At 67.9% G+C, this 18,426-nt stretch carries 15 protein-coding genes, 1 tRNA gene and 1 pseudogene; 8 read left to right on the forward strand and 9 right to left on the reverse strand.

Going from position 1 to position 18,426, the window contains the following annotated elements:
- Window positions 1-498: 498 nt before the first annotated feature.
- From ACWEGE_RS29245 to ACWEGE_RS29275, 7 genes and pseudogenes are all read left to right on the forward strand, one after another.
- The gene (locus ACWEGE_RS29245) at window positions 499-1,812 is read left to right on the forward strand and encodes a hypothetical protein (RefSeq protein ID WP_449663658.1); all 1,314 of its coding nucleotides are present in this window, start codon (window positions 499-501) and stop codon (window positions 1,810-1,812) included.
- Between the two features lie 286 nt (window positions 1,813-2,098).
- A pseudogene (locus ACWEGE_RS29250) lies at window positions 2,099-2,557 on the forward strand (hypothetical protein); the annotation flags it as partial.
- Complete coding sequence (locus ACWEGE_RS29255; protein WP_449663659.1) at window positions 2,511-2,897, forward strand: hypothetical protein; 387 nt, start codon at window positions 2,511-2,513, stop codon at window positions 2,895-2,897. The pseudogene ACWEGE_RS29250 and the gene ACWEGE_RS29255, both read left to right, overlap by 47 nt.
- A 157-nt stretch (window positions 2,898-3,054) precedes the next feature.
- Window positions 3,055-3,717 (forward strand): hypothetical protein, encoded by a 663-nt coding sequence (locus tag ACWEGE_RS29260; protein ID WP_449663660.1) that lies wholly within the window; start codon window positions 3,055-3,057, stop codon window positions 3,715-3,717.
- Entirely contained in the window at window positions 3,650-4,144 is a 495-nt protein-coding gene (locus ACWEGE_RS29265; RefSeq protein ID WP_449663661.1) for a tyrosine-type recombinase/integrase, read from the forward strand. Before ACWEGE_RS29260 ends, ACWEGE_RS29265 begins: the two co-directional genes overlap by 68 nt.
- 43 nt (window positions 4,145-4,187) lie before the next feature.
- On the forward strand, window positions 4,188-4,910 hold the full coding sequence (locus ACWEGE_RS29270; protein WP_449663662.1) for a RipA family octameric membrane protein: 723 nt from the start codon (window positions 4,188-4,190) through the stop codon (window positions 4,908-4,910).
- The gene (locus ACWEGE_RS29275; RefSeq protein ID WP_449663663.1) at window positions 4,907-5,314 is read left to right on the forward strand and encodes a hypothetical protein; all 408 of its coding nucleotides are present in this window, start codon (window positions 4,907-4,909) and stop codon (window positions 5,312-5,314) included. The genes ACWEGE_RS29270 and ACWEGE_RS29275 overlap by 4 nt, the downstream gene beginning before the upstream one ends.
- Window positions 5,315-5,585: 271 nt before the next feature.
- On the opposite strand, the gene ACWEGE_RS29280 is transcribed toward ACWEGE_RS29275, so the two are convergent.
- From ACWEGE_RS29280 to ACWEGE_RS29300, 5 genes are all read right to left on the reverse strand, one after another.
- Window positions 5,586-5,659: transfer RNA gene (locus ACWEGE_RS29280), tRNA-Pro, on the reverse strand.
- 118 nt (window positions 5,660-5,777) lie between these two features.
- Window positions 5,778-6,941 (reverse strand): alginate lyase family protein, encoded by a 1,164-nt coding sequence (locus ACWEGE_RS29285; RefSeq protein ID WP_449663664.1) that lies wholly within the window; start codon window positions 6,939-6,941, stop codon window positions 5,778-5,780.
- A 146-nt stretch (window positions 6,942-7,087) separates the two neighbouring features.
- Window positions 7,088-9,301, reverse strand: coding sequence for a glycosyl hydrolase family 18 protein (locus tag ACWEGE_RS29290; protein WP_449663788.1), 2,214 nt, complete (start codon window positions 9,299-9,301; stop codon window positions 7,088-7,090).
- A gap of 161 nt (window positions 9,302-9,462) precedes the next feature.
- On the reverse strand, window positions 9,463-10,242 hold the full coding sequence (locus tag ACWEGE_RS29295; RefSeq protein ID WP_449663665.1) for an enoyl-CoA hydratase/isomerase family protein: 780 nt from the start codon (window positions 10,240-10,242) through the stop codon (window positions 9,463-9,465).
- 2 nt (window positions 10,243-10,244) lie between these two features.
- Window positions 10,245-11,156 (reverse strand): PaaX family transcriptional regulator, encoded by a 912-nt coding sequence (locus ACWEGE_RS29300; RefSeq protein WP_449663789.1) that lies wholly within the window; start codon window positions 11,154-11,156, stop codon window positions 10,245-10,247.
- Between the two features lie 146 nt (window positions 11,157-11,302).
- Here ACWEGE_RS29300 and ACWEGE_RS29305 point away from each other — a divergent pair, with 146 nt between their 5' ends.
- On the forward strand, window positions 11,303-12,940 hold the full coding sequence (locus ACWEGE_RS29305) for an ABC-F family ATP-binding cassette domain-containing protein (RefSeq protein ID WP_449663666.1): 1,638 nt from the start codon (window positions 11,303-11,305) through the stop codon (window positions 12,938-12,940).
- 88 nt (window positions 12,941-13,028) lie between these two features.
- On the opposite strand, the gene ACWEGE_RS29310 is transcribed toward ACWEGE_RS29305, so the two are convergent.
- The 4 genes from ACWEGE_RS29310 to ACWEGE_RS29325 all read right to left on the reverse strand — a co-directional run bounded on the left by ACWEGE_RS29310 (window position 13,029) and on the right by ACWEGE_RS29325 (window position 18,263).
- Window positions 13,029-13,850: a carbohydrate ABC transporter permease gene (locus tag ACWEGE_RS29310; RefSeq protein WP_449663667.1), complete on the reverse strand. Its 822-nt coding sequence runs from the start codon at window positions 13,848-13,850 to the stop codon at window positions 13,029-13,031.
- Window positions 13,847-14,788, reverse strand: coding sequence for a carbohydrate ABC transporter permease (locus ACWEGE_RS29315; protein WP_449663668.1), 942 nt, complete (start codon window positions 14,786-14,788; stop codon window positions 13,847-13,849). The genes ACWEGE_RS29310 and ACWEGE_RS29315 overlap by 4 nt, the downstream gene beginning before the upstream one ends.
- 6 nt (window positions 14,789-14,794) lie before the next feature.
- Entirely contained in the window at window positions 14,795-16,066 is a 1,272-nt protein-coding gene (locus ACWEGE_RS29320) for an extracellular solute-binding protein (RefSeq protein WP_449663669.1), read from the reverse strand.
- Window positions 16,067-16,172: 106 nt separating this feature from the next.
- Window positions 16,173-18,263, reverse strand: a complete 2,091-nt coding sequence (locus tag ACWEGE_RS29325) for an alpha-galactosidase (RefSeq protein ID WP_449663670.1) — start codon at window positions 18,261-18,263, stop codon at window positions 16,173-16,175.
- Window positions 18,264-18,426: the final 163 nt, after the last annotated feature.

An 18,426-nucleotide genomic window follows, 5' to 3' on the forward strand; every position in this document is an offset into this window, starting at 1 on the left:
ACTGCTCCGGATACTTCGACCTGCGCGACACCAAGACATCCTCCCTCCAGACCACCGTCTGGAATCAAGGTGTCCGCCCCCAAGGGGCAACTCCATAGCGGTAGCTGCCAACACACACACACACTTCGGCTGCCTACACCTATGTGCACCGCTGCAGGGCGCCCCGGCCGAGGCAAGGTGTCCCCCTGGCGGTGCCAGGCGGGCGGGAACCTGCGGTGCGGCTAGATCGGGATAACCCGGCCTAACCGCTGCTGGCCGTCGCCAGCGCGACCTGTTCGAGAGCCGCGCGCGGGTGTGCGTCGCTCAACAGGCGATCTCCTTTCGCCAGTCTGACCGAGGATCTCGGGCCGCGACGTCGTGCAGGTGCACCTCGAACGCCCGCGCCAACCGGTCGGCAATTCGGCCCGGAAGGTGGGCAGTCAGGGGCAATGCGATTGGGGTCATCGGTGCCGGCGGCTACTGTCCACGGGTACGGCACAGCGCCTAGGACGGACGGACATGGACTTCTCGAGAATTCCCCGCGGTCAGCTCGCATGGATGTCGCTCGTGAACGAGCTCTGCGCGACGGATGACCGGGTCGAGAGGCACTTCCTTGAGCTGAAGTCCGAAGGTGATCTCAGTCTGCCCTCCGACCGTGTCAAGGTTGTCAAGTTCATCCTCGGCACGTCGAACCGAGATCCAGAAGTCGCTGCGCGGTACTTCGACGGCCACGCGGTGCTGATCTTCGGGGTCGCGCACGAAGCGATCAACAGTGTCCCGCCGTTCGAAGCGCATGAGTTCAGCCGCTTCGTCGCCAAGTACATAGGCGTCCCGGGGCCACGCTGGGACTTCGAACGCATCACTACGGAACAGGGAAAGGACGTCATCGCCATCGTCGTCGACCCACCGACCGGCGAGACGTGGACGTGCTTGAGCGACGGCCCCGATAAGTTGACCGACGGCGCGATCTTCATCCGTGCCGACGGTGAGACGCGCTTGGCCAAGGGAGCCGAGATCCGGGACATGGTGGCTAGAAGCCATTGGCGCCAAGCCTCTGCCAGCCTTGACGTCGCCGTCGTCGGGCCGACGATCGGATATCTGGCCGGGCACGATGAAATACTCGATGAGTACCTCCGTGTCCACCTCGAACGGCTCAGTAAGGCGATTCCGCAATCCAAATCGGCCGCTGGGTACGGCAGTGTCCGGTCGCTCCCAGGTCCGGGTAAGTATCTTGAGCAGCGATCCCCAGTCAATTATCGCGCGGAGGTCGACCAATGGGGCAAGAACTTTCGTGCTGCCTGGCCCAAAGCTCTCGACCATGTTGCGGCCTTTCTTGGAAACAAGACTCAGATCCGCATCATAAACAAGAGTGACGCGTTCCTGGAGGACGTGCAGGTTGACGTCATAATCCACGGAGGCGTTCGCAGTCTGGACGCTGTCATGGAACGGGATTTCAATCCGCTCTCTCAGTTGCCGAAGCCACCCACGCCTTGGGGGGCAGGGTCGTACTCGATACCTGACTACTTCCTAGACAAGGCCGTTTCGCGTGCGTTACGTCGGACGCCGACGGTCTTTCACGACAACCGCGCTGATTCGACGAAGCTCACCGTCCATCTAGGCGTCCTACGCCCTCAGCAAACCAAGTTGACTCGGGCTGGCGAGTTCGTCCTTATCGCAAAGGGCTCCGAGATCACCGAACTGCGCGGGAAATGGCGCGTCACCGCGCGCGGACATCACCGCCTGTACGAGGGCGAGCTCACTGTGCCCGTCCACCAGTTCGATGGAATCGGCGCCGCCCTTCGCAAGTCGTTCCTATCGCAACAGGACGGGTGAAGACGTCGATCAGTTTCGGCATCCTTGCCGACGTCGGAGGGCGCTCCGGCGGACTCGCCGGACGTTGGGTGCGAGGCGAGGCCAGGTGCTTGGCTGCTGGTGACGGCGTCGTGCAGTCCGCCGGGGCGGGCCGCGTTGGCGTTGTCGCGGTTGCGGCCGGTTGAGGGTGACGTGGGCGCCACCGCCAGATCCAGCCGGTTCCGCCCGGCCGGCGATCTGATTGATCCATGCAACTCCGCCGACGGCTTGCAAGTCACTGAGGCAGTGACCAAGATCGGAGGGGTGCGGCGCGCTGACGAAGTACGCCGACCGCAAGACCCGTGAGGCCATTGTGGAGCGCGTTGCGCTGCTCACCACCCAAGGCCGGGCACTTGGGATCTCGGTCCGCGGCTACGTCCAGGGAGCCTACTAAGGACACCGTCCCCGTGCGGGAGCTGTTCACCCGGCGGGTGTGCCTGCGCGTCACCTCGAAGACGCACGTCGGGATGGTCCTCGGCGACGGCGCGTACGAGCGCGGGGCGTGGGCGAACCGGATCGGTGACTCGGAGGCCGGCGTCGGCTACGTCTGGGCGAAGGCATCCGCGAACCCCTGTGCGTCCGCGCGGGCTGGGTCTCCGACAGCACCGTCAAGGCGCTGGAGGCGTACGTGACCAACGGGGGTGTCGCGGATCTGAGACACGGCGGTGAGGGGTGGCCGCGTGAACCGGCTGATGATCTTCCTCGACGCCATCCGCGATCATCTTGACTCGCACCAGCTGCCGCCGGCCGCGTCGGTGGACGTCAACGCCTGGTCCAGCCCGATCACCGTTCAGCTCGACGTGGACGGGCTGCCGGAGGTGTCGCGGGCGTTGCTGGTGTGGACGCAGACGCTCGAGGACGTCTCGGCTCGGCTGTGGCGGCTGGTCGACGGGACGCAGGTGCACCTGTCGATCACCGGCCGGACGCCATGCGGCATTCCCGTCGTGGTGTTCGGCGTGGTGCGGTTTGAGCCGAGCACGTTCCCGGATCTCTCGGCCGGAGCGAAGCAGGATATGCCGGTGTTCCTTCTGCGTGGTTGGTCCTCGCCGGGGGAGGTGGCGGCATGATAGGTGAGACACGTGCAGAGCGGATGCGGACGCCGCTGGCTGCTGACGTCGTCCGGGCGACAGCGGAGAAACACGGAGTCTGTGTCCGTCCATTCACAATGGAGGTGGGAGACACTGCGACCGGCAAACTTCGGTACGCGATCCGAACACGGCGACAATGAAGCTGGTCGACTACGGCACGACGAACATGACGTTCGCCCTGCGGGGGCTGGAGGCCAAGACCACCGATCCGTACTTGGCCGGCTGGCGGAAGCGAGTCGTCCCGACGCTGGGGCACCTGCCGGTCAGCATGATCACGAACGGGGCCGTCGATCGGGCGGTGCACGCCTGGATCGCGGATGCGTGCAGCCGGTCGACGGTGAAGAACAGCATTGCGGTGCTGGTCAGGGTTATGGAGCAGGCTCTCCGGGGCGGCATCATCGACCGGAACCCGGCTCGGGTGACTGGCTGGCAGCAGGAGTACAAGCGCGCCGAGGACGAGTTGGACGATCCGCGGTCGCTGGCGCTGCCAGACTGGATCTCGCTCACGACGCTGGCGGACGCCCTGGTGGCGCGGTCGTCGGGGGAGTACCGGGGCTGGGGTGACGTGGTGCTGTTTGCTGCCTGTACGGCGGCCCGGATCGGGGAAGTCTCGGGCTGCCGGGTGGGGGATATCGACACCTCGTCGTGGACCTGGACGGTTCGCTGGCAGACGACGCCGTCACCTGGTGGTCTCGTGGACAAGGGGACGAAGGGCAAACGGGGCTCGGACGGTGCCGCTGATCGAGGACATCCGGGAGCTGGTCAAGCGGCGTATCGCGCTCGCCGACAACGACCCTGACGGCCGGCTGTTCAAGGGACCGCGAGGAGGCCGCATTACGACGGCGGTGCTGCGGGACGCTACGGCGTGGGACCAGGTGGTAGCGAAGCTCGGGTACGACCACCTGCGACGTCACGACCTGCGACACACCGGATTGACTTGGATGGCAGACGCGGGGGTGCCTGTGCATCACCTCCGGAAGATCGCCGGGCACGGGTCGCTTTCGACGACCCAGCGGTACCTACACCCCAGACAAGCAGTCAGTCCAAGACGCGGGTCAACTTTTGACTCTGCATCTCAATTCACCACGACGTTCCCAGCTTCGCGCAATCTAGGTGACTCCATGAAGTGCTTATCCGCCTTGGCACGGGGCCTCTTTGACTGGAAGGCGAGCTGGGTCACGCGCTTAGGCCAGCTCTCGTGGCGGTCCGCAGTGCAGAGCGTGTAGTCTCCTGACCTGGTCAGGAGCTAGCTTGGAGGCGGGTAGGGCGATGGGCTCGTCGGAGGAAGGCGCCGATAAGGAGTCAGTTTCTCCCGCTGACGTCGGCGGGGAGGAAGTACTTGCTCTCGTTAGTTTCGACGAGTACAAGATGTATTACGAGACCACGGAACAGGTGACTGACCGTCGTCAGGCGGCTAATAGGTGGAATTATTCCGTTTCGATAGCCTTGCTTGTAGCCATTGCGGTTGTTTTTAAGTGGTCTACGGATAAGCCTTCAAATCTCGTGGCCGGGCTTTTGGTTGTTGAGGCACTGAGTGTCACTGCGATAGTATTCTGCTACTTCTGGCGGAAAGAAGTACAATCCTTCAAGTCTTTGAACGCTGCCAAATTTGAAGTCTTGAATAAAATGGCTGTGCGAGTGCGCTTTGAAGACAGGAAGCTGCGCTCTGACCAGCCATTCGATAAAGAGTGGGCTATTCTATCGAAGACCGGAGATGCGAAGCCTGTCGGCCTTCTGCGTGGCCGCCTCGCCTTAGCTTCATCTGGGCCGGAACTGTTCCTTCCGATAGCTTTTGGTTCTCTATTTGCTGCGGTTGGTGTTGGAATGATAGTCGCTGCCCTCATCGGTTGGGGATCGTCACCCCGCTCGGTGTCGCCTTTTGTTGCGCCGAGCTCTACCTCTATGGCTCCAGTCAGAACAGCCACGGCGACGACGACCGTGGTGTCGACTGTGCAACCCTCGACTGTGACGCGGCAGGGGGTCACTCCGTGAAGGCGAACTTCTATGTCGTCGCGCCGGTAAGGCTTGACCGATACTTTCAAGCGAAAAAGCAAATTGTGCTCGAGGTTTCGAAGTTCTGCGGCCTGTCGGCTAAATTTCCTTTGGATGAGGTCGGCGGACACGCGTCCGAGGTGCATCCGGCGGAAATTGCTGACCGATTTCGCTCTGCGCGTTTTGTTCTTGTCGACTTATCGCATGAGCGGCCGAGTTGTTACTATGAACTAGGTGTTGCGCAGGCTGTGGGGGTTCCAACCTACTTGATTGCGGCGACCGGGACGGAAATACACCAAGCGTGGGGCCGTGCAGATGTTCGGTTCTATGAAAACCTTGAAGATTATCGGCGCGTTGTATCTGAAATATTGCGATCTTGTGCGCTAGAGGCGAAGTCGTCTTAGTGGGCAAGGGATGTGCCGGCCCGATGGCTGCAGCTGTACCTCTCGTGACGCAGGCGAGTCAGAACGGGTTCCTCTGAGCCGTTGGCTGGTGAGGCTGCAGATGTCGTTGTCGCCAGCCTGGTCCGCGTCCAGAGCGATGCGTACCTCAAGGAGCTTGGTCCCCACGTGGTCCCCAGGAGATTCGCTCGGGCGGTAAGCCCGGTGACATGGGGTTAACCGGAAACGCCGCTTGACCTGGGCTTTCACCCAAGCCAAGCGGCTTCTGTGTCCGTCGGGCTGACAGGATTTGAACCTGCGACCCCTTGACCCCCAGTCAAGTGCGCTACCAAACTGCGCCACAGCCCGGACCCGCACTCCCTGAGTGCGTGAGAAGTACTCTAGCGTGCCCGCCGAACGGCCCCGCAACCAGGGTCCCACCTCCTCCTGACCTGCGGAAACAGGTCAGGAGGGCCCACCCGGAAGATCACGCCGGGTTGGCGGCGTGGGTCAGCGTCTGCCAGGCGACGAACAGGTTGTTCGAGCCCGCCGGGCGTTGGCGCTCGGTCAGTGTCTGGGTGTTCGTCATGGCGATGCCCAAGCGCGTGTTCAGCGCGTTGAAGCCCACCTCCGTCACCGGGCCGAGGCCGAGGTTCAGGTGGCCTCCGCACAGCCACGACGGCGGTGCCGTGCCCAGCTGGTACTTCGACTGGAAGCCCAGTGCCTGGCGCAGGCGCGTGCCGATCTCCGTCCCGTACACGTCCTCGCCCTGGATGTGGAGCGTCTCCGCCACGTCGGCTATTGCCGCTATTCCGTAGCCCGTGTGGGTGAAGTCGCGGCAGGTTTCCTGGGTGAGGCCGTCCACGAACGTCGACTGGCCCTGCCAGTAGCTCACGATCTCCGACTGGGTGTCGAGGCCGCTGCCGGGGACCGTTTTGGGCAGGGAGCCGTCCGACGACAGATACACGTACGCCGCGACGCGGTTGCGGTAGCGGGTTACCGCCTTGTCGTAGCTCGTCCTGTCCTCCAGGAACACCGAGATGCCCACCGCGGCCTCCATCATGGACAGTTCCCAGTTCCCGTTGCTGTTGCTGCCGTTGATCACCTTGCTCAGGTACACATTGCGCAGCATCGTCGCGAAGCGGCCCGAGTTCGGCCAGCTCGAATACGTGTACTTGACGATCTCCGCCGCCCGGGGCCACGACGAGCCCGCCCAGCCCGTTTGCAGGGGCGCGTTGCTGTTCGTGTGGCTCGTGATCACCGCCGACCACGCGTCCATCAGGGCGATCGCCTTCTGCGCGTACCGCGCGTCGCCCGTGATGTACCAGATCAGGGCGTCCGTGTACGCCGCCAGTGCGTCTTCGCGCTCGTCCGTGCAGCCGTAGTTCGGGTTCGAATACGAGCCGCATTCGACCACCGCGCGCGGTTTCGGTGTCCTGGACAACGAAGCGTACGAGCTGGCCCGTGCCTGGTCGTAGGCCGCCTTCCACGGCTGGGCGCCGGCGTTCACCTTGGCCTTGACGAAGTCGAGCTGCGGGCGGCTCACCAGCACGCCCGGGTGGGTGAACGCCGCCGGCGCGGCCGTGGCCGGGGCGGCGAGCAACCCCAGGAGCAGGGGGACCAGGGCGAGGACCTTGCGGAAGCGGGACATGGCTCTCCTCGAGACGACGGTGTCTGGGGGCGCGCGCCGGCTCAGTGTCATGGTCCAGACCATCGCAGGTCAAGTTTTTCTTTGTGTGTCAAAGAAAGTGTTCAGCCCGCTGAACGGAAACGTTCAGCGGGCTGAACGGAAACCCCTCAGCCGAGCCCGGCGCTCACCGCGTTCAGCAATGCACCGGTGTCGCCCGACATCTCCCACGCCATCACGCCGAGCAGGCCGCGCGACTTGAGCCACGTGGTCTTCAGCCCGATCGACCAGGCGTCGTCGAACGTCCACCACTGCCCGCCGTTGCCCGTGTAGCACGACGTCGCGACGGCCGCCGTGTCGTGGTGGACCGTGCAGTTCGGCACGCTCGCCACCAGGTTGGCGTACCCGCGCGTGCCCGCTTCTTCGGCGAACTGACCCGGCGCCGCACCGGTCGCCGACTGCCATTCGCCGGACTTCCCGCCGTCGGCCACGCCCTGCCAGCCGCGGCCGTAGAACGCCAGGCCGAGCGTCAGCCGCCGTGGATCTACGCCCGCGTTCGTGTACGCGTTGATCGCGCTTTCCGCACTGAAGTGGAAGTTGTACGGGTCGTCCGCGTCGGCGTACAGGTTGCCCTGGTGGCCGGTGCGGTTCGGCTCCCACGAGTTGTCGCTGCCCGCCCCGTGGAAGTCGTACCCCTGCACGTTCGCCACGTCCAGGTAGTTGAACACCTTCGACAGGTCCCAGCCCGAAGCCACCTTCGCCGGGTCCGCCGGGGTGAAGGCGTGCAGCTGGTACCGCTTGCCGGTGGTCGCGCCGTAGGCGTCCAGCTGCGTGCGGAACTCGGCCAGCAGCGCGGTCAGGTTCGCCTTGTCTCCTCCGCTCCAGTGGTTGCCCGGGTGCCCGTCACCGCTCGCCGGCCACTCCCAGTCGAGGTCGATGCCGTCGAAGATGCCGGCCGCGGTGCCCGGCCCGCCCGCGCCGCCGTAGGGCGCGATGTTGCCCTTCAACCAGGTGTCCACACAGGACGAGACGAACTTCTTGCGCGACGCGTCGGTGGCCGCGACGTCGGAGAAGTACTTCGAATACGTCCAGCCGCCGAGCGAAACCAGCACCTTCAGGTTCGGGTGCTTCGCCTTGAGCTTCTTGAGCTGGTTGAAGTTGCCGCGCAGCGACTCCCAGCCGGTGTCGGCCACGCTGTCCACCGACTGCGCCGCCGCGAACGGCCGCGAGTAGTCGGCCTCAGCGTCACCGGCGCCGTCGCCCTGGTTCGGGTCCTGCGGGTTGGCCGTGGTGCCCTTCGTGACCCCGGACAGGCAGGTCAGGTTCACCGGATCGATGTTCTCGAACGCGTACAGCAGGTGCGTCAGCTTCGCCGCCGCGCCCGAAGTCTCCAGGTTCTTCACGAAGTACTGACGCCCGTAGATGCCCCACTGCACGAAGTACCCGACCTTCGCGTACCCCGAGACGATGTCGCCGGTCCGGGCGGTGACCGCGGCACTCGGCGCCGACACGTTGTCGTAGCCGTCGCGGGCCCGGACGGTGAACGTGTACGAAGTGGACGGTGCCAGCCCGGTCACCACCGCCGACGTCGTGGTCACCGTCGTGGCCAGCGCCGACCCGCGGTACACGTCGTAGCCGATCACGCCGGTGTTGTCCGTCGACGCCGTCCAGGCCAGCGAGATGCTGCCGGAATCGGCGGCGGTCGAGCGCAACCCGGCCGGCGCCGAAGGTGGCTGTGTGTCGTCGGCCGGGCTGTTCGTCGTCACGGACAGGGCAGTGCTCGCCGGGGACGTGGTGCCCTTGGCGTCCTTGGCCTTCACCGTGAACGAGTAGGCCGTGCCCGGCGCGAGCCCGGACACCGTCGCGCTCGTCCCGGTCACCGACACGGCCAGGGAGTTCCCCTGGTAGACGTCGTACCCGGTCACCGGCAGGGAACCGGCGGCCGAGGCGTTCCACGCCAGCGCGACCGTCTTGGTCGTCTTCGCGACCAGCCGCAGGTCTGCCGGCGCGCTCGGCGGGGTGTCGGGTGAACCATCGCAGTTGGCGTTGTCGACCCGGCACTGGGTCGGCGTCGCGGCCGCGCTGAGCCGGAAGGTCGGGCTGTACGGGTAGGTGTTCCGGCCCGGCGCCAGCGTCGCGATGTAGTACGCGGGCGTCAGCGTGACCTGGGTGCCGTTCTGGGTCACCGTGCCGTTTTCGCCGGTCGACGCGGTGACGCCGGCGGGCAGCGTGAAGGTGATCGCCCAGTTGCTCACCGAGGTGGTCCCGGTGTTCGCGACGGTGTAGGTGCCGGTGGTGCCGCTCATCGCCAAGGTGGCGGTCAGCGAACCGGCTGCGGCGGCGGGTGGCGCGAGCGCCGCGGTGCCGCCGAGTGCGATGAGCAAGGCGGCGAGCGCGGAGCGTAGTCGTGCGGGCGTGCGTCTCATGGCGGTTCTCCAAGCGGCACGAGGCGGGGGACGATGTGGTCTAGACCACATCGAATGTAACCCGGTGCCGGGAGAACCGCGCACGCCCGAACGGCGGCAACCGGTGTCCGAACGGACTGTTAACGCCCCGAGAAGGTCGCCTTCCCCGGTCCGTCGGCGAGGAACGACTTCACGGCGCCCCGGAGATCTTCGGTGTCGAACAGCTCGGCCGCGATCGTCGTGATGTGCGCGTTCGCCTCCGGGACACCGCCGGCGGCGAAGTGGTCGAGGACGCGCTTGGTCGCCGCGTGCGCCCTGGTCGGCCCGGAAGCCAGCTGACGTGCGAAGTCCCGCGCGGCGTCGTCGAAGCCCTCGTCCGGCAGGACGCGGTTGACGACGTTCCACCGCTCCAGCGTCGCGGCGTCGTAGGTGTCGCCGGTCATCACGAACTCCTTGGCGCGCCCGACGCCGGCCCGCGCGGCGAGCCGCTGGGTGCCGCCCATGGTCGGGGTCAGGCCGACGACCTTCTCGACCAGCCCGAACTTCGCCCGCGAAGCGGCGAGGATGACGTCGCAGGCCACGGCGACCTCGAACGCCCAGGTCAGGCACAGGCCGTGCGCGGCGAACACGGTCGGGAACGGCAGCGCCGCGATCCGGTCCGGCACCGCCAGCATCCGGTCGAAGAGCACCTTCGCCTCGGCGGGCGAGCCCTGGGCGTCGAACAGCGAGACGTCGACGCCACCGCTGACGATCTTGCCCTCGGCCCGGATGAGCAGGGCCCGGGCTGTCGACTCTTCCAGCGCGTCGAGCGCCGAAGCGAACGAGGACTGCAGCGAAGCCGTGTAGAGGTTCAACGGCGGAGCGTCGACGGTCAGGACGGCGAGCCCGCCGTCACGATCGAGGCGGACCTGCTCGGTCATGTTCACCCTGCTTCTTCGGCTTCGACGATGTCGTCCCAATACTGCTGGGCCTCGGGGCGCCAGTCGACGTGTTTGTGATGGAACAGTTCCGCCGCTTTCGTCCCGCTCCACTTCGCCGGCAGCAGCTCCGCCGGCAGCTGCGGGTCGAGGAAGGGGAACCGCCGCCACTCGTGGACCAGTTCGGTCTGCGCGCGCAGCACCGCGCGGCCGCCGGTGGGGTGCAGCCCGGTGAAGCGGTCGATGAAGTCCTCGTAGCGGTCCTTCAGGTCCGTGAGGTCCCAGGACCGGGCGACCATCGACTCCTGCTCGCCGACCTCGCCGTAGGCGGCGGTGAACGACATCGCCTGGGCGTCGAGGCCGAGCTCGCTGACGATCTGCTGGGCCTCCCGCTGCCGCGTCAGGTCCGGGCTGACCCACACCCCGGCGACCGGCGAGCCGAAGCCCGCCCAGGTCAGCCGGGTGCGCAGCCGGTGCCGCAGGTCGCGCTTGGCCTCGGGGACGGAGACGATCAGCATCAGCCACTGCCCGTTCCAGCGGCGTTCCTCGCGGCCGAACGCGTAGATCCGGTCGGCGCCCTCGGTCAGCAGGCGGCGTCCCGGCGGGGTCAGCGACCAGCGCACGCGGCGCCCGACGCGCTCGGAGACCACCCAGCCTTCGGCGGCGGAGCGGGCCAGCGCCTGCCGCGCGGACTTCTCCTCGATGTCGAGGATGGCGAGCACCTCGACGAGCATCGACGTCCAGACCGGCTTGTCCCGCGGCAGCGCGTACTCGCCGAGGACGGTCATCAGCAGCGACCGCGCGCTGGCGTGGCTGACCTCGCGGCGCCGGCTCACCGTGGGCCGGGGCGCGGACGGACGGCCTTCCCTCGGCTTCGGCCTGCGGCCGAGGGTGACCGGGGGAGCGGGCTCGCCCATGCTGTTCACCGACCTCACTGTGCTGTGGCACCGACAACCGAACAGGGTACCCACACTGAGTGATCAAAGCGCCACGGGACACACACCGTCGGTGGTTTTGACCTTGATCTGACCGTTCACCACGAGGTCGTAGACTCGGCTACCTCATGAGCGCAACTCTCGTCGCGAAGGACCTGGCCGCGGGCCACGGTGACCGCGTCCTCTTCTCCGGCCTCGATCTCGTGGTGGCCCCCGGTGACGTCGTCGGCCTGGTCGGGGTCAACGGCGCCGGCAAGTCGACGCTCCTGCGGACCCTGGCCGGGCTCGCGAAGCCGGACAGCGGCGAGGTCCGGCTGAACCCGCCGGCCGCGACGGTCGGGCACCTGCCGCAGGAGCCGGAACGGCGCGAAGGCGAGTCGGTGCGGGCCTTCCTGGGGCGGCGCACCGGTGTCTCGGCGGCACAGGCCGACCTCGACTCGGCGACCGACGCGCTGACGGCGGGCTCCCCGGGCGCGGACGACCGGTACGCCGCGGCCCTGGACCGGTGGCTCGCCCTCGGCGGCGCCGACCTCGACGACCGGGCCGCCGAAGTGGCGGCCGACCTCGGCCTGGCGGTGGACCTCGACCAACCGATGACGTCGCTCTCGGGTGGCCAGGCGGCCCGGGCCGGGCTCGCTTCGCTGCTGCTGAGCCGCTACGACGTCTTCCTGCTCGACGAGCCGACGAACGACCTCGACCTGGACGGCCTCGCCCGCCTCGAGCGGTTCGTGTCCGGCCTCCGCGCCGCGACGGTGCTGGTGAGCCACGACCGCGAGTTCCTGGCGCGCACGGTCGACCGCGTCGTCGAACTGGACCTGGCCCAGCAGCAGGTGAACGTCTACGGCGGCGGCTACGAGTCCTACCTCGAGGAGCGCGAGGTCGCGCGCCGGCACGCGCGCGAGGAGTACGAGGAGTACGCCGACACGAAGGCCGCCCTGGAGGCCCGCGGGCGGATGCAGCGGGCCTGGATGGAGAAGGGCGTCAAGAACGCCCGCCGGAAGCAGCCGGACAACGACAAGTCGGCGCGCAAGTTCCGCAGCGAGGCGACGGAGAAGCAGGCGTCGAAGGCACGGCAGACCGACCGGATGATCGAACGGCTGGAGGCTGTCGAGGAGCCGCGCAAGGAGTGGGAGCTGCGGATGGAGATCGCCGCGGCCCCGCGGGCGGGCGCGGTGGTGGCGACCCTGCGCGGCGCGGTGGTCCGGCGCGGCGGGTTCACGCTCGGGCCGGTCGACCTGCAGATCGACTGGGCGGACAAGGTCGCCATCACCGGGGCGAACGGGTCGGGCAAGTCGACGCTGCTGGCGGCGCTGCTGGGCCGGGTCGCCCTGTCCGACGGGGCCGCGGCGCTGGGCCCGGGTGTCGTGGTCGGCGAGGTCGACCAGGCGCGGCGGCTGTTCCTGGGCGACGTCCCGCTGGTCTCGGCGTTCGCGCGGGAGGTGCCGGAGTTCGCGGACGCGGAGGTCCGGACGCTGCTGGCCAAGTACGGCCTGAAGGCGGCACACGTCCTCCGCCCGGCGGCGACGCTCTCGCCGGGGGAGCGCACCCGGGCGGCCCTGGCGCTGCTGCAGGCGCGGGGGGTGAACCTGCTGGTGCTGGACGAGCCGACCAACCACCTGGACCTGCCGGCGATCGAGCAGCTGGAGGCGGCGCTGGAGAAGTACCCGGGAACGCTGCTGCTGGTGACGCACGACCGCCGGATGCTCGACGCGGTGCACGTGACCCGCCGGCTGGTGGTGGACGGGGGCAAGGTCAGCGAGGTGTGACCGGCGCCCGGGCTCCCGCCCCGGCCTCCGGGCTCCATGCTCCGGTCCTCGGTGCCGGATGCCTGGTGCTCTTGCGCGAGAGCGCCACTCACCCCTTCGTCGCCCCGCCGGTCAGGCCCTTCACGAACTGCTTCTGCAACGCCAGGTAGAAGATCAACACCGGCAGCGTCGCCAGGAACATCAGCGCGAACACGCTCCCCAGGTCCGCCTGGTACTGGCCGATCGACCGGTAGATGCCCGTCGTGATCGTCGTCCCCTGGCTGGGGCCGAGGATGATCAGCGGGTCGATGAAGTCGTTCCAGATCCACACGCCCAGGAAGATGAGCACCGACGCCGTCGCCGGGCGCAGCAGCGGGAACACCACCCGCCAGAACACCTGCATGCGGCTCGCGCCGTCGAGCAGGGCCGCCTCCTCCAGCTCCACCGGCACCCCGCGGATGAACCCGGTGAACACGAACACCCCGAACGGCACGTAGTACCCGACGTTGAACAGGATCAGCCCCGGCAGCGTCGCCATCAGGTGCGTCACGCGCAGGACGTCGGTGATCGGGATGAGGATGACCTGCGGCGGGATCATCAGCCCGGCCAGGAGCACCAGCGTGAGGACCTTCGTCCAGCGCTTGGCGGAGCGGGCCAGGTAGTGACCGAGCATGGCCGAGAGCACCGTCAGCACCAGGATCGACAGCACCGTCACCACGATGCTGTTGGTCAGGCTCACCCAGAACAGCCCGTCCGGGCGGGTCAGCACCGCGTGGATGTTCGCCAGCGTCGGCGGGACCGGCAAGGACGCCGGCGACTTCGCGATGAGCGAACCCTCCTTGAACACGTTCGCCAGCACCAGGTACAGGGGCACGAAGAACACCGCGCTGACGAGCAACGCGACCGCGGGCCGCGACCACGACCGGATCACAGGTCCACCTCCCGGCGGCGCAGGAAGTTCAGCACCACGGTCGTCACCAGCGCGACGATCACCAGCATCAGCACGGCCATCGCCGACGCGTAGCCGACGTGGTTCGAGTCGAAGCCCGTCTGGAGGACGTCGAAGGCGATCGTCGCCGTCGAGCCGGAACCCGGGCCGCCGTTGGTGATCACCTTGACGTAGTCGTAGGTCTTGAACGCCGAGATCAGCAGCACGACCGTGTTGATCGTCAACGACGGCGCCAGCAGCGGCCAGGTCACCGCGCGGAACCGGCGCAACGGCCCCGCGCCGTCGATCTCGGCGGCCTCCAGCAGCTCCGGCGGCACACCCTGCAGCCCGGCCAGGTACACCACGACGCAGAACCCGAGCATCTGCCAGCAGACGATCGAGGCCACCGAATACAGTGCCACGTCCGGGTCGGACAGCCAGCCCGGCGGGTGCGCCACGCCCAACGCGCGCAGCAGGGAGTTCACCGGTCCGCGGTCGTCGAGCAGCCGGGACCAGACGATCGACACGACCACCGAGCTGAGGATCACCGGCGTGAAGAACACGCTCCGCAACGCGTTGTACAGCCAGCCTTTCCGGTCCAGCAGCAGCGCCACGCCGAGGCCGAGTACGTTGGGGACGATCACCACGATCAGCGTCAGGATCGTGGTGACCTGCAGCGCGGTGAGGAACTGCGAGTCGGTGAAGAGCAGCTGGTAGTTGTCGAAGCCGACGAACTTCACCGGCGGGTTGAACGGGTTGTAGTTCGTCAGGCTGTAGCCGAAGCTGATCAGGATCGGGGCCATCACGAAGCACAGGTAGACGAGCACGCCCGGCGCGCCGAACGACGCGAAGTGCGCCAGCCGCGGCAGGACCGGCCGTCGCCGGCGGCGGGGCCCGGTGGCGGCCGAGGGCGGGGACGGGCGGGAGATGACGGCGGTCAAGGAAAGTCAGCCCGCCTTCGCCCACTCGGTGTCCAGGAACGCGCACGCGTCGGCCACGGACTTGCGGCCGGTGATGACGTCCTGGGCGGCCTGGTCGACCTTGTCCTTCATCCCCGGCAGCAAGCCGTCGTCGGCGGTCTCCCACCGGAACGCGTGCACGACGGCGTTCTGCTGCACGGCCTGCGAATACAGGTCGTAGCCCGCCTTGAACGTCGCCCCGGCGTCGGACGGCGGGGTGTAGCCCTTGATCGCCGGGAACAGGCCGTCGGCCTTGACGGAGGCGTCGAGCTGGTCCTTGTCGAGCTGGAAGCCGAGGGCGAACTTCCGCGCCGCGTCGAGGTTCGCGGCCTTGGCGTTCACGATCATGCCGCCGCCGGTGTAGGCGGGGACGACCAGCTTGCCGTCCTCGGTCGGGAAGTTGAAGATGCCCACCTCGAAGTCGTGCTTCTTCGAGTCCGCGTTGGCCGAGAACCAGTTGCCCATCGGGTACATCGCGCCCTGGCCGTCGAGGAAGGCCTGCTCGGTCGCCGCGTAGTCGCGGGACACGCTGGTCTTGTCGACGTACCCCTTCGCCGCGAGGTCGGCGAGCTTCGAAAACGCGTGCTGGAACGCGGGATCGGCGAACTTCACCTTGTCCTGGCGGCGCTGGGTCAGCCAGTCCGGCATCGTGTTGTAGACCTCGGTGCTGACCAGGCCGGAGAGGATCATCGACGACGGGAAGCCGTCCTTGCCGCCGCCGATGGTGAACGGCGCGTAGCCCTTGTCCTTGAGCTTGCCGGCGTCGGCGACGAGCTCATCCCACGTCTTCGGCGGCGCCGCGATGCCGGCGTCGGCGAACATCTTCTTGTTGTAGTAGACCGGCGGGATGGTCTGGGTGTTGGCCGGCAGCTGGTAGTACTTGCCCTTGACCGGGTTGGCCTGCGGGAACTGGAAGTCCTTCAGCTCCTCGGGCGTCCACGCGTAGAGGTTGCCCGCCTCGGCGAAGCCCGCCGAGTCGACGGCGATCATCACGTCCGGGAACTGGCCGGACTGCAGGAGCTGCTTCGCGTACGACGTCCGCCCGTCGGCGGTCGGCGCGACCAGCTTCTTGACCTTGATGCCCGGGTTCTTGTCGGTGACGCGCTTGATGGCCGCGTCCCAGTAGGCCGGGGTGAGGTTCGGGGTTTCGAAGGTCAGGAAGGTGATCTCCGCGTCGCCGCCGCTGCCGGTGTTCGAGCCGACCGAGCACGCGCTCACCGCCAGGAGCGCCGCTGCGCCCAGCGCCAGGGACCTTCTCATGTCCAAGCCACCTTCCACCATATGTGATGTATGACGCATTTGATCGGACCTATTCGGCGATGTCAAGCGTCCAGGGTGGCCAGTGCCGCGAAAAGCGGGAGATAGATCAGATCTTTATCCGATCGAGTCGGACGAGGGCGCTGGCGAAGTCGCCGGGCGGCAGGGAAAGGGGAAGCCCGTGCGCGCGCAGCACGGCCCCGCTGTGCGTGCGGCCCGAATCCGGGTCGAGGTACCGCGCGGCCGGATCGAGGCCGTCGAGCCGCAGCGGCCGCTGCGGCGCGTTGAAGTGCGCGGCCTGCCGGTAGGCGAACACGACCGCCCGATCGCCGAGGACGTACTGGAGGGCGGTCACGCCGTCGTCGTCCGGCGGCCGGAGCCGGTACAGCGCGCCGTGCTGCACGACCGGCCGGACGTCCTTGTAGCGGGCCACGAGGTCCCGGGCGAGTGCGAGATCTTCGTCGGGCCAGTGCACGATGTCGCCGCCGAGGCCGAGCACGCCGGCCATGGCGACGTGGAACCGGAACTCGAGCGGCACCGAGCGGGCGGTGACGAAGTTGGGGTTGTCGGTGACCCACGCCGACATCGCGCGGGCCGGGTACAGCTGGCCGTAACCGTGCTGGATCCGCAGCCGGTCGAGCGCGTCGGTGTTGTCTGAGGTCCAGACCTGGTCGGTGCGGGCGAGCATGCCGAGGTCGATCCGCCCGCCGCCGCCGGCGCACGACTCGATCCGCAGGCCGGGGTGGTCCGCGCGCAGCCGGTCGAGCAGCGCGTACACCGCACGGGTGTGGTCCACCCACAGCCGGTCCTGGTCGGGCTCGCCCGGCCAGCCCGCTTCGCTGAAGGGCCGGTTCATGTCCCACTTGAGGAAGTCGACGCCGTGCGAGCCGACGAGCCGGTCGAGCCATTCGTGCGCCCACGCCGCGACGTCCGGGCGCGCGAAGTTGAGCACCAGCTGCCGCCGCAGCTCCGAGCGGCGCCGGTGCGGGTGGTGCAGCACCCAGTCCGGGTGCGCGCGGTAGAGGTCGCTGTCGGGGTTGACCATCTCGGGCTCGACCCAGATGCCGAACCGCATGCCGAGCCCGTGCACGGCGTCGACCAGCGGCTTGAGCCCGTCGGGGAAGCGTGCGCGGTTGACCTGCCAGTCGCCGAGGCCGGCGTGGTCGCCGGTGCGGGCACCGAACCAGCCGTCGTCCATCACGAACAGCTCGACGCCGAGGGTGGCCGCCCGCTCGGCGAGGGCCCGCTGCCCGGCCTCGGTGACGTCGAACCCGGTGGCCTCCCACGAGTTGTACAGCACCGGCCGCAGTTCGCCGGGGTGCGGCAGGACGTGCTCGAGGACGTAGGCGTGCCACGCCCGGCTCGCCGCGCCGAACCCGCCATCGGTGTACAGCCCGGCCGACACCGGGGTGACCAGCGGCCGGCCCGGACCGACGCGGTGGACGACGCCGTCCTGGCCGAACCCGCCGCTCACCGTCAGCCGTCCGGTGGACGAGCGGGTGGTGGTCAGCCGCCACGACCCGCTCCACGCCAGTGCGACGCCGTAGACCTCGCCGTGGCGCTCGGTCGCCGTGCCGTCGTCGACCATCACCCAGGGGTTCGCGTGGTGGCCGGTGATCCCGCGGCGGCTCCCGAAGACGGTTTCGCCGTGCGACGCGGGGGCGCGGCGCAGCTGGGTCTCCGCCGCCCAGCGACCGGTGACGTGGCTGAGCCGGTAGTCCTCGAAGACCGGCAGCGCCCAGGTGGCGGAGTCGGCCCGGACGACCTCGACGTCGGTGTCGGCGCTCAGCTCGGTCCAGCGTTCGAGCACGGCGCCGCGCAGCCGGTAGTGCAGCGTGATCCGCAGCGGGTAGTGCCGGTCCTCGAAGAACAGCCGCAGGTGATCGGCGGTGGCTTCATGGCCGGAAAACCGCCATTCGAGGGCCCGCGTCCCGTCGGCGAACCGGACCTGCAGGGCGGGCGTCCAGTACCGGGTACCGCCGTCGGCGGCGAGTTCGCCGAGTCCCTCGTTCGGGTCGTTGAAGCCGTCCCACCAGGGGAGCGTCTTCCCCGCGAGTTCGACGACGTCGGCGCCGGGCAGCGCGGGTCCCCAGTGGACGTGGGTCGGGACGTCGTCCTCGTCGAGCCGGAACGCGTAGGTGCTCGACTCCCCGGTGAGCACCCAGGTGCGGTGTTCTTCGAGGAAGCTGATCCCGGTCATGCGGACATCCTGCTCATCGGCGCGGCCGCCGCCAAGGGACGTCCCGCTGACCGGTCACCGCCCAACCGTGACCAGCGCGCCTTCACCGCGTTATTTTTCCGCGGCTGTTCGTGTGGCATTTGCTGGACGATATTGGTGCGAACGGGTGGCCGCCGTAACAATG

It is taken from the genome of Amycolatopsis sp. NPDC004747 (assembly GCF_053601335.1).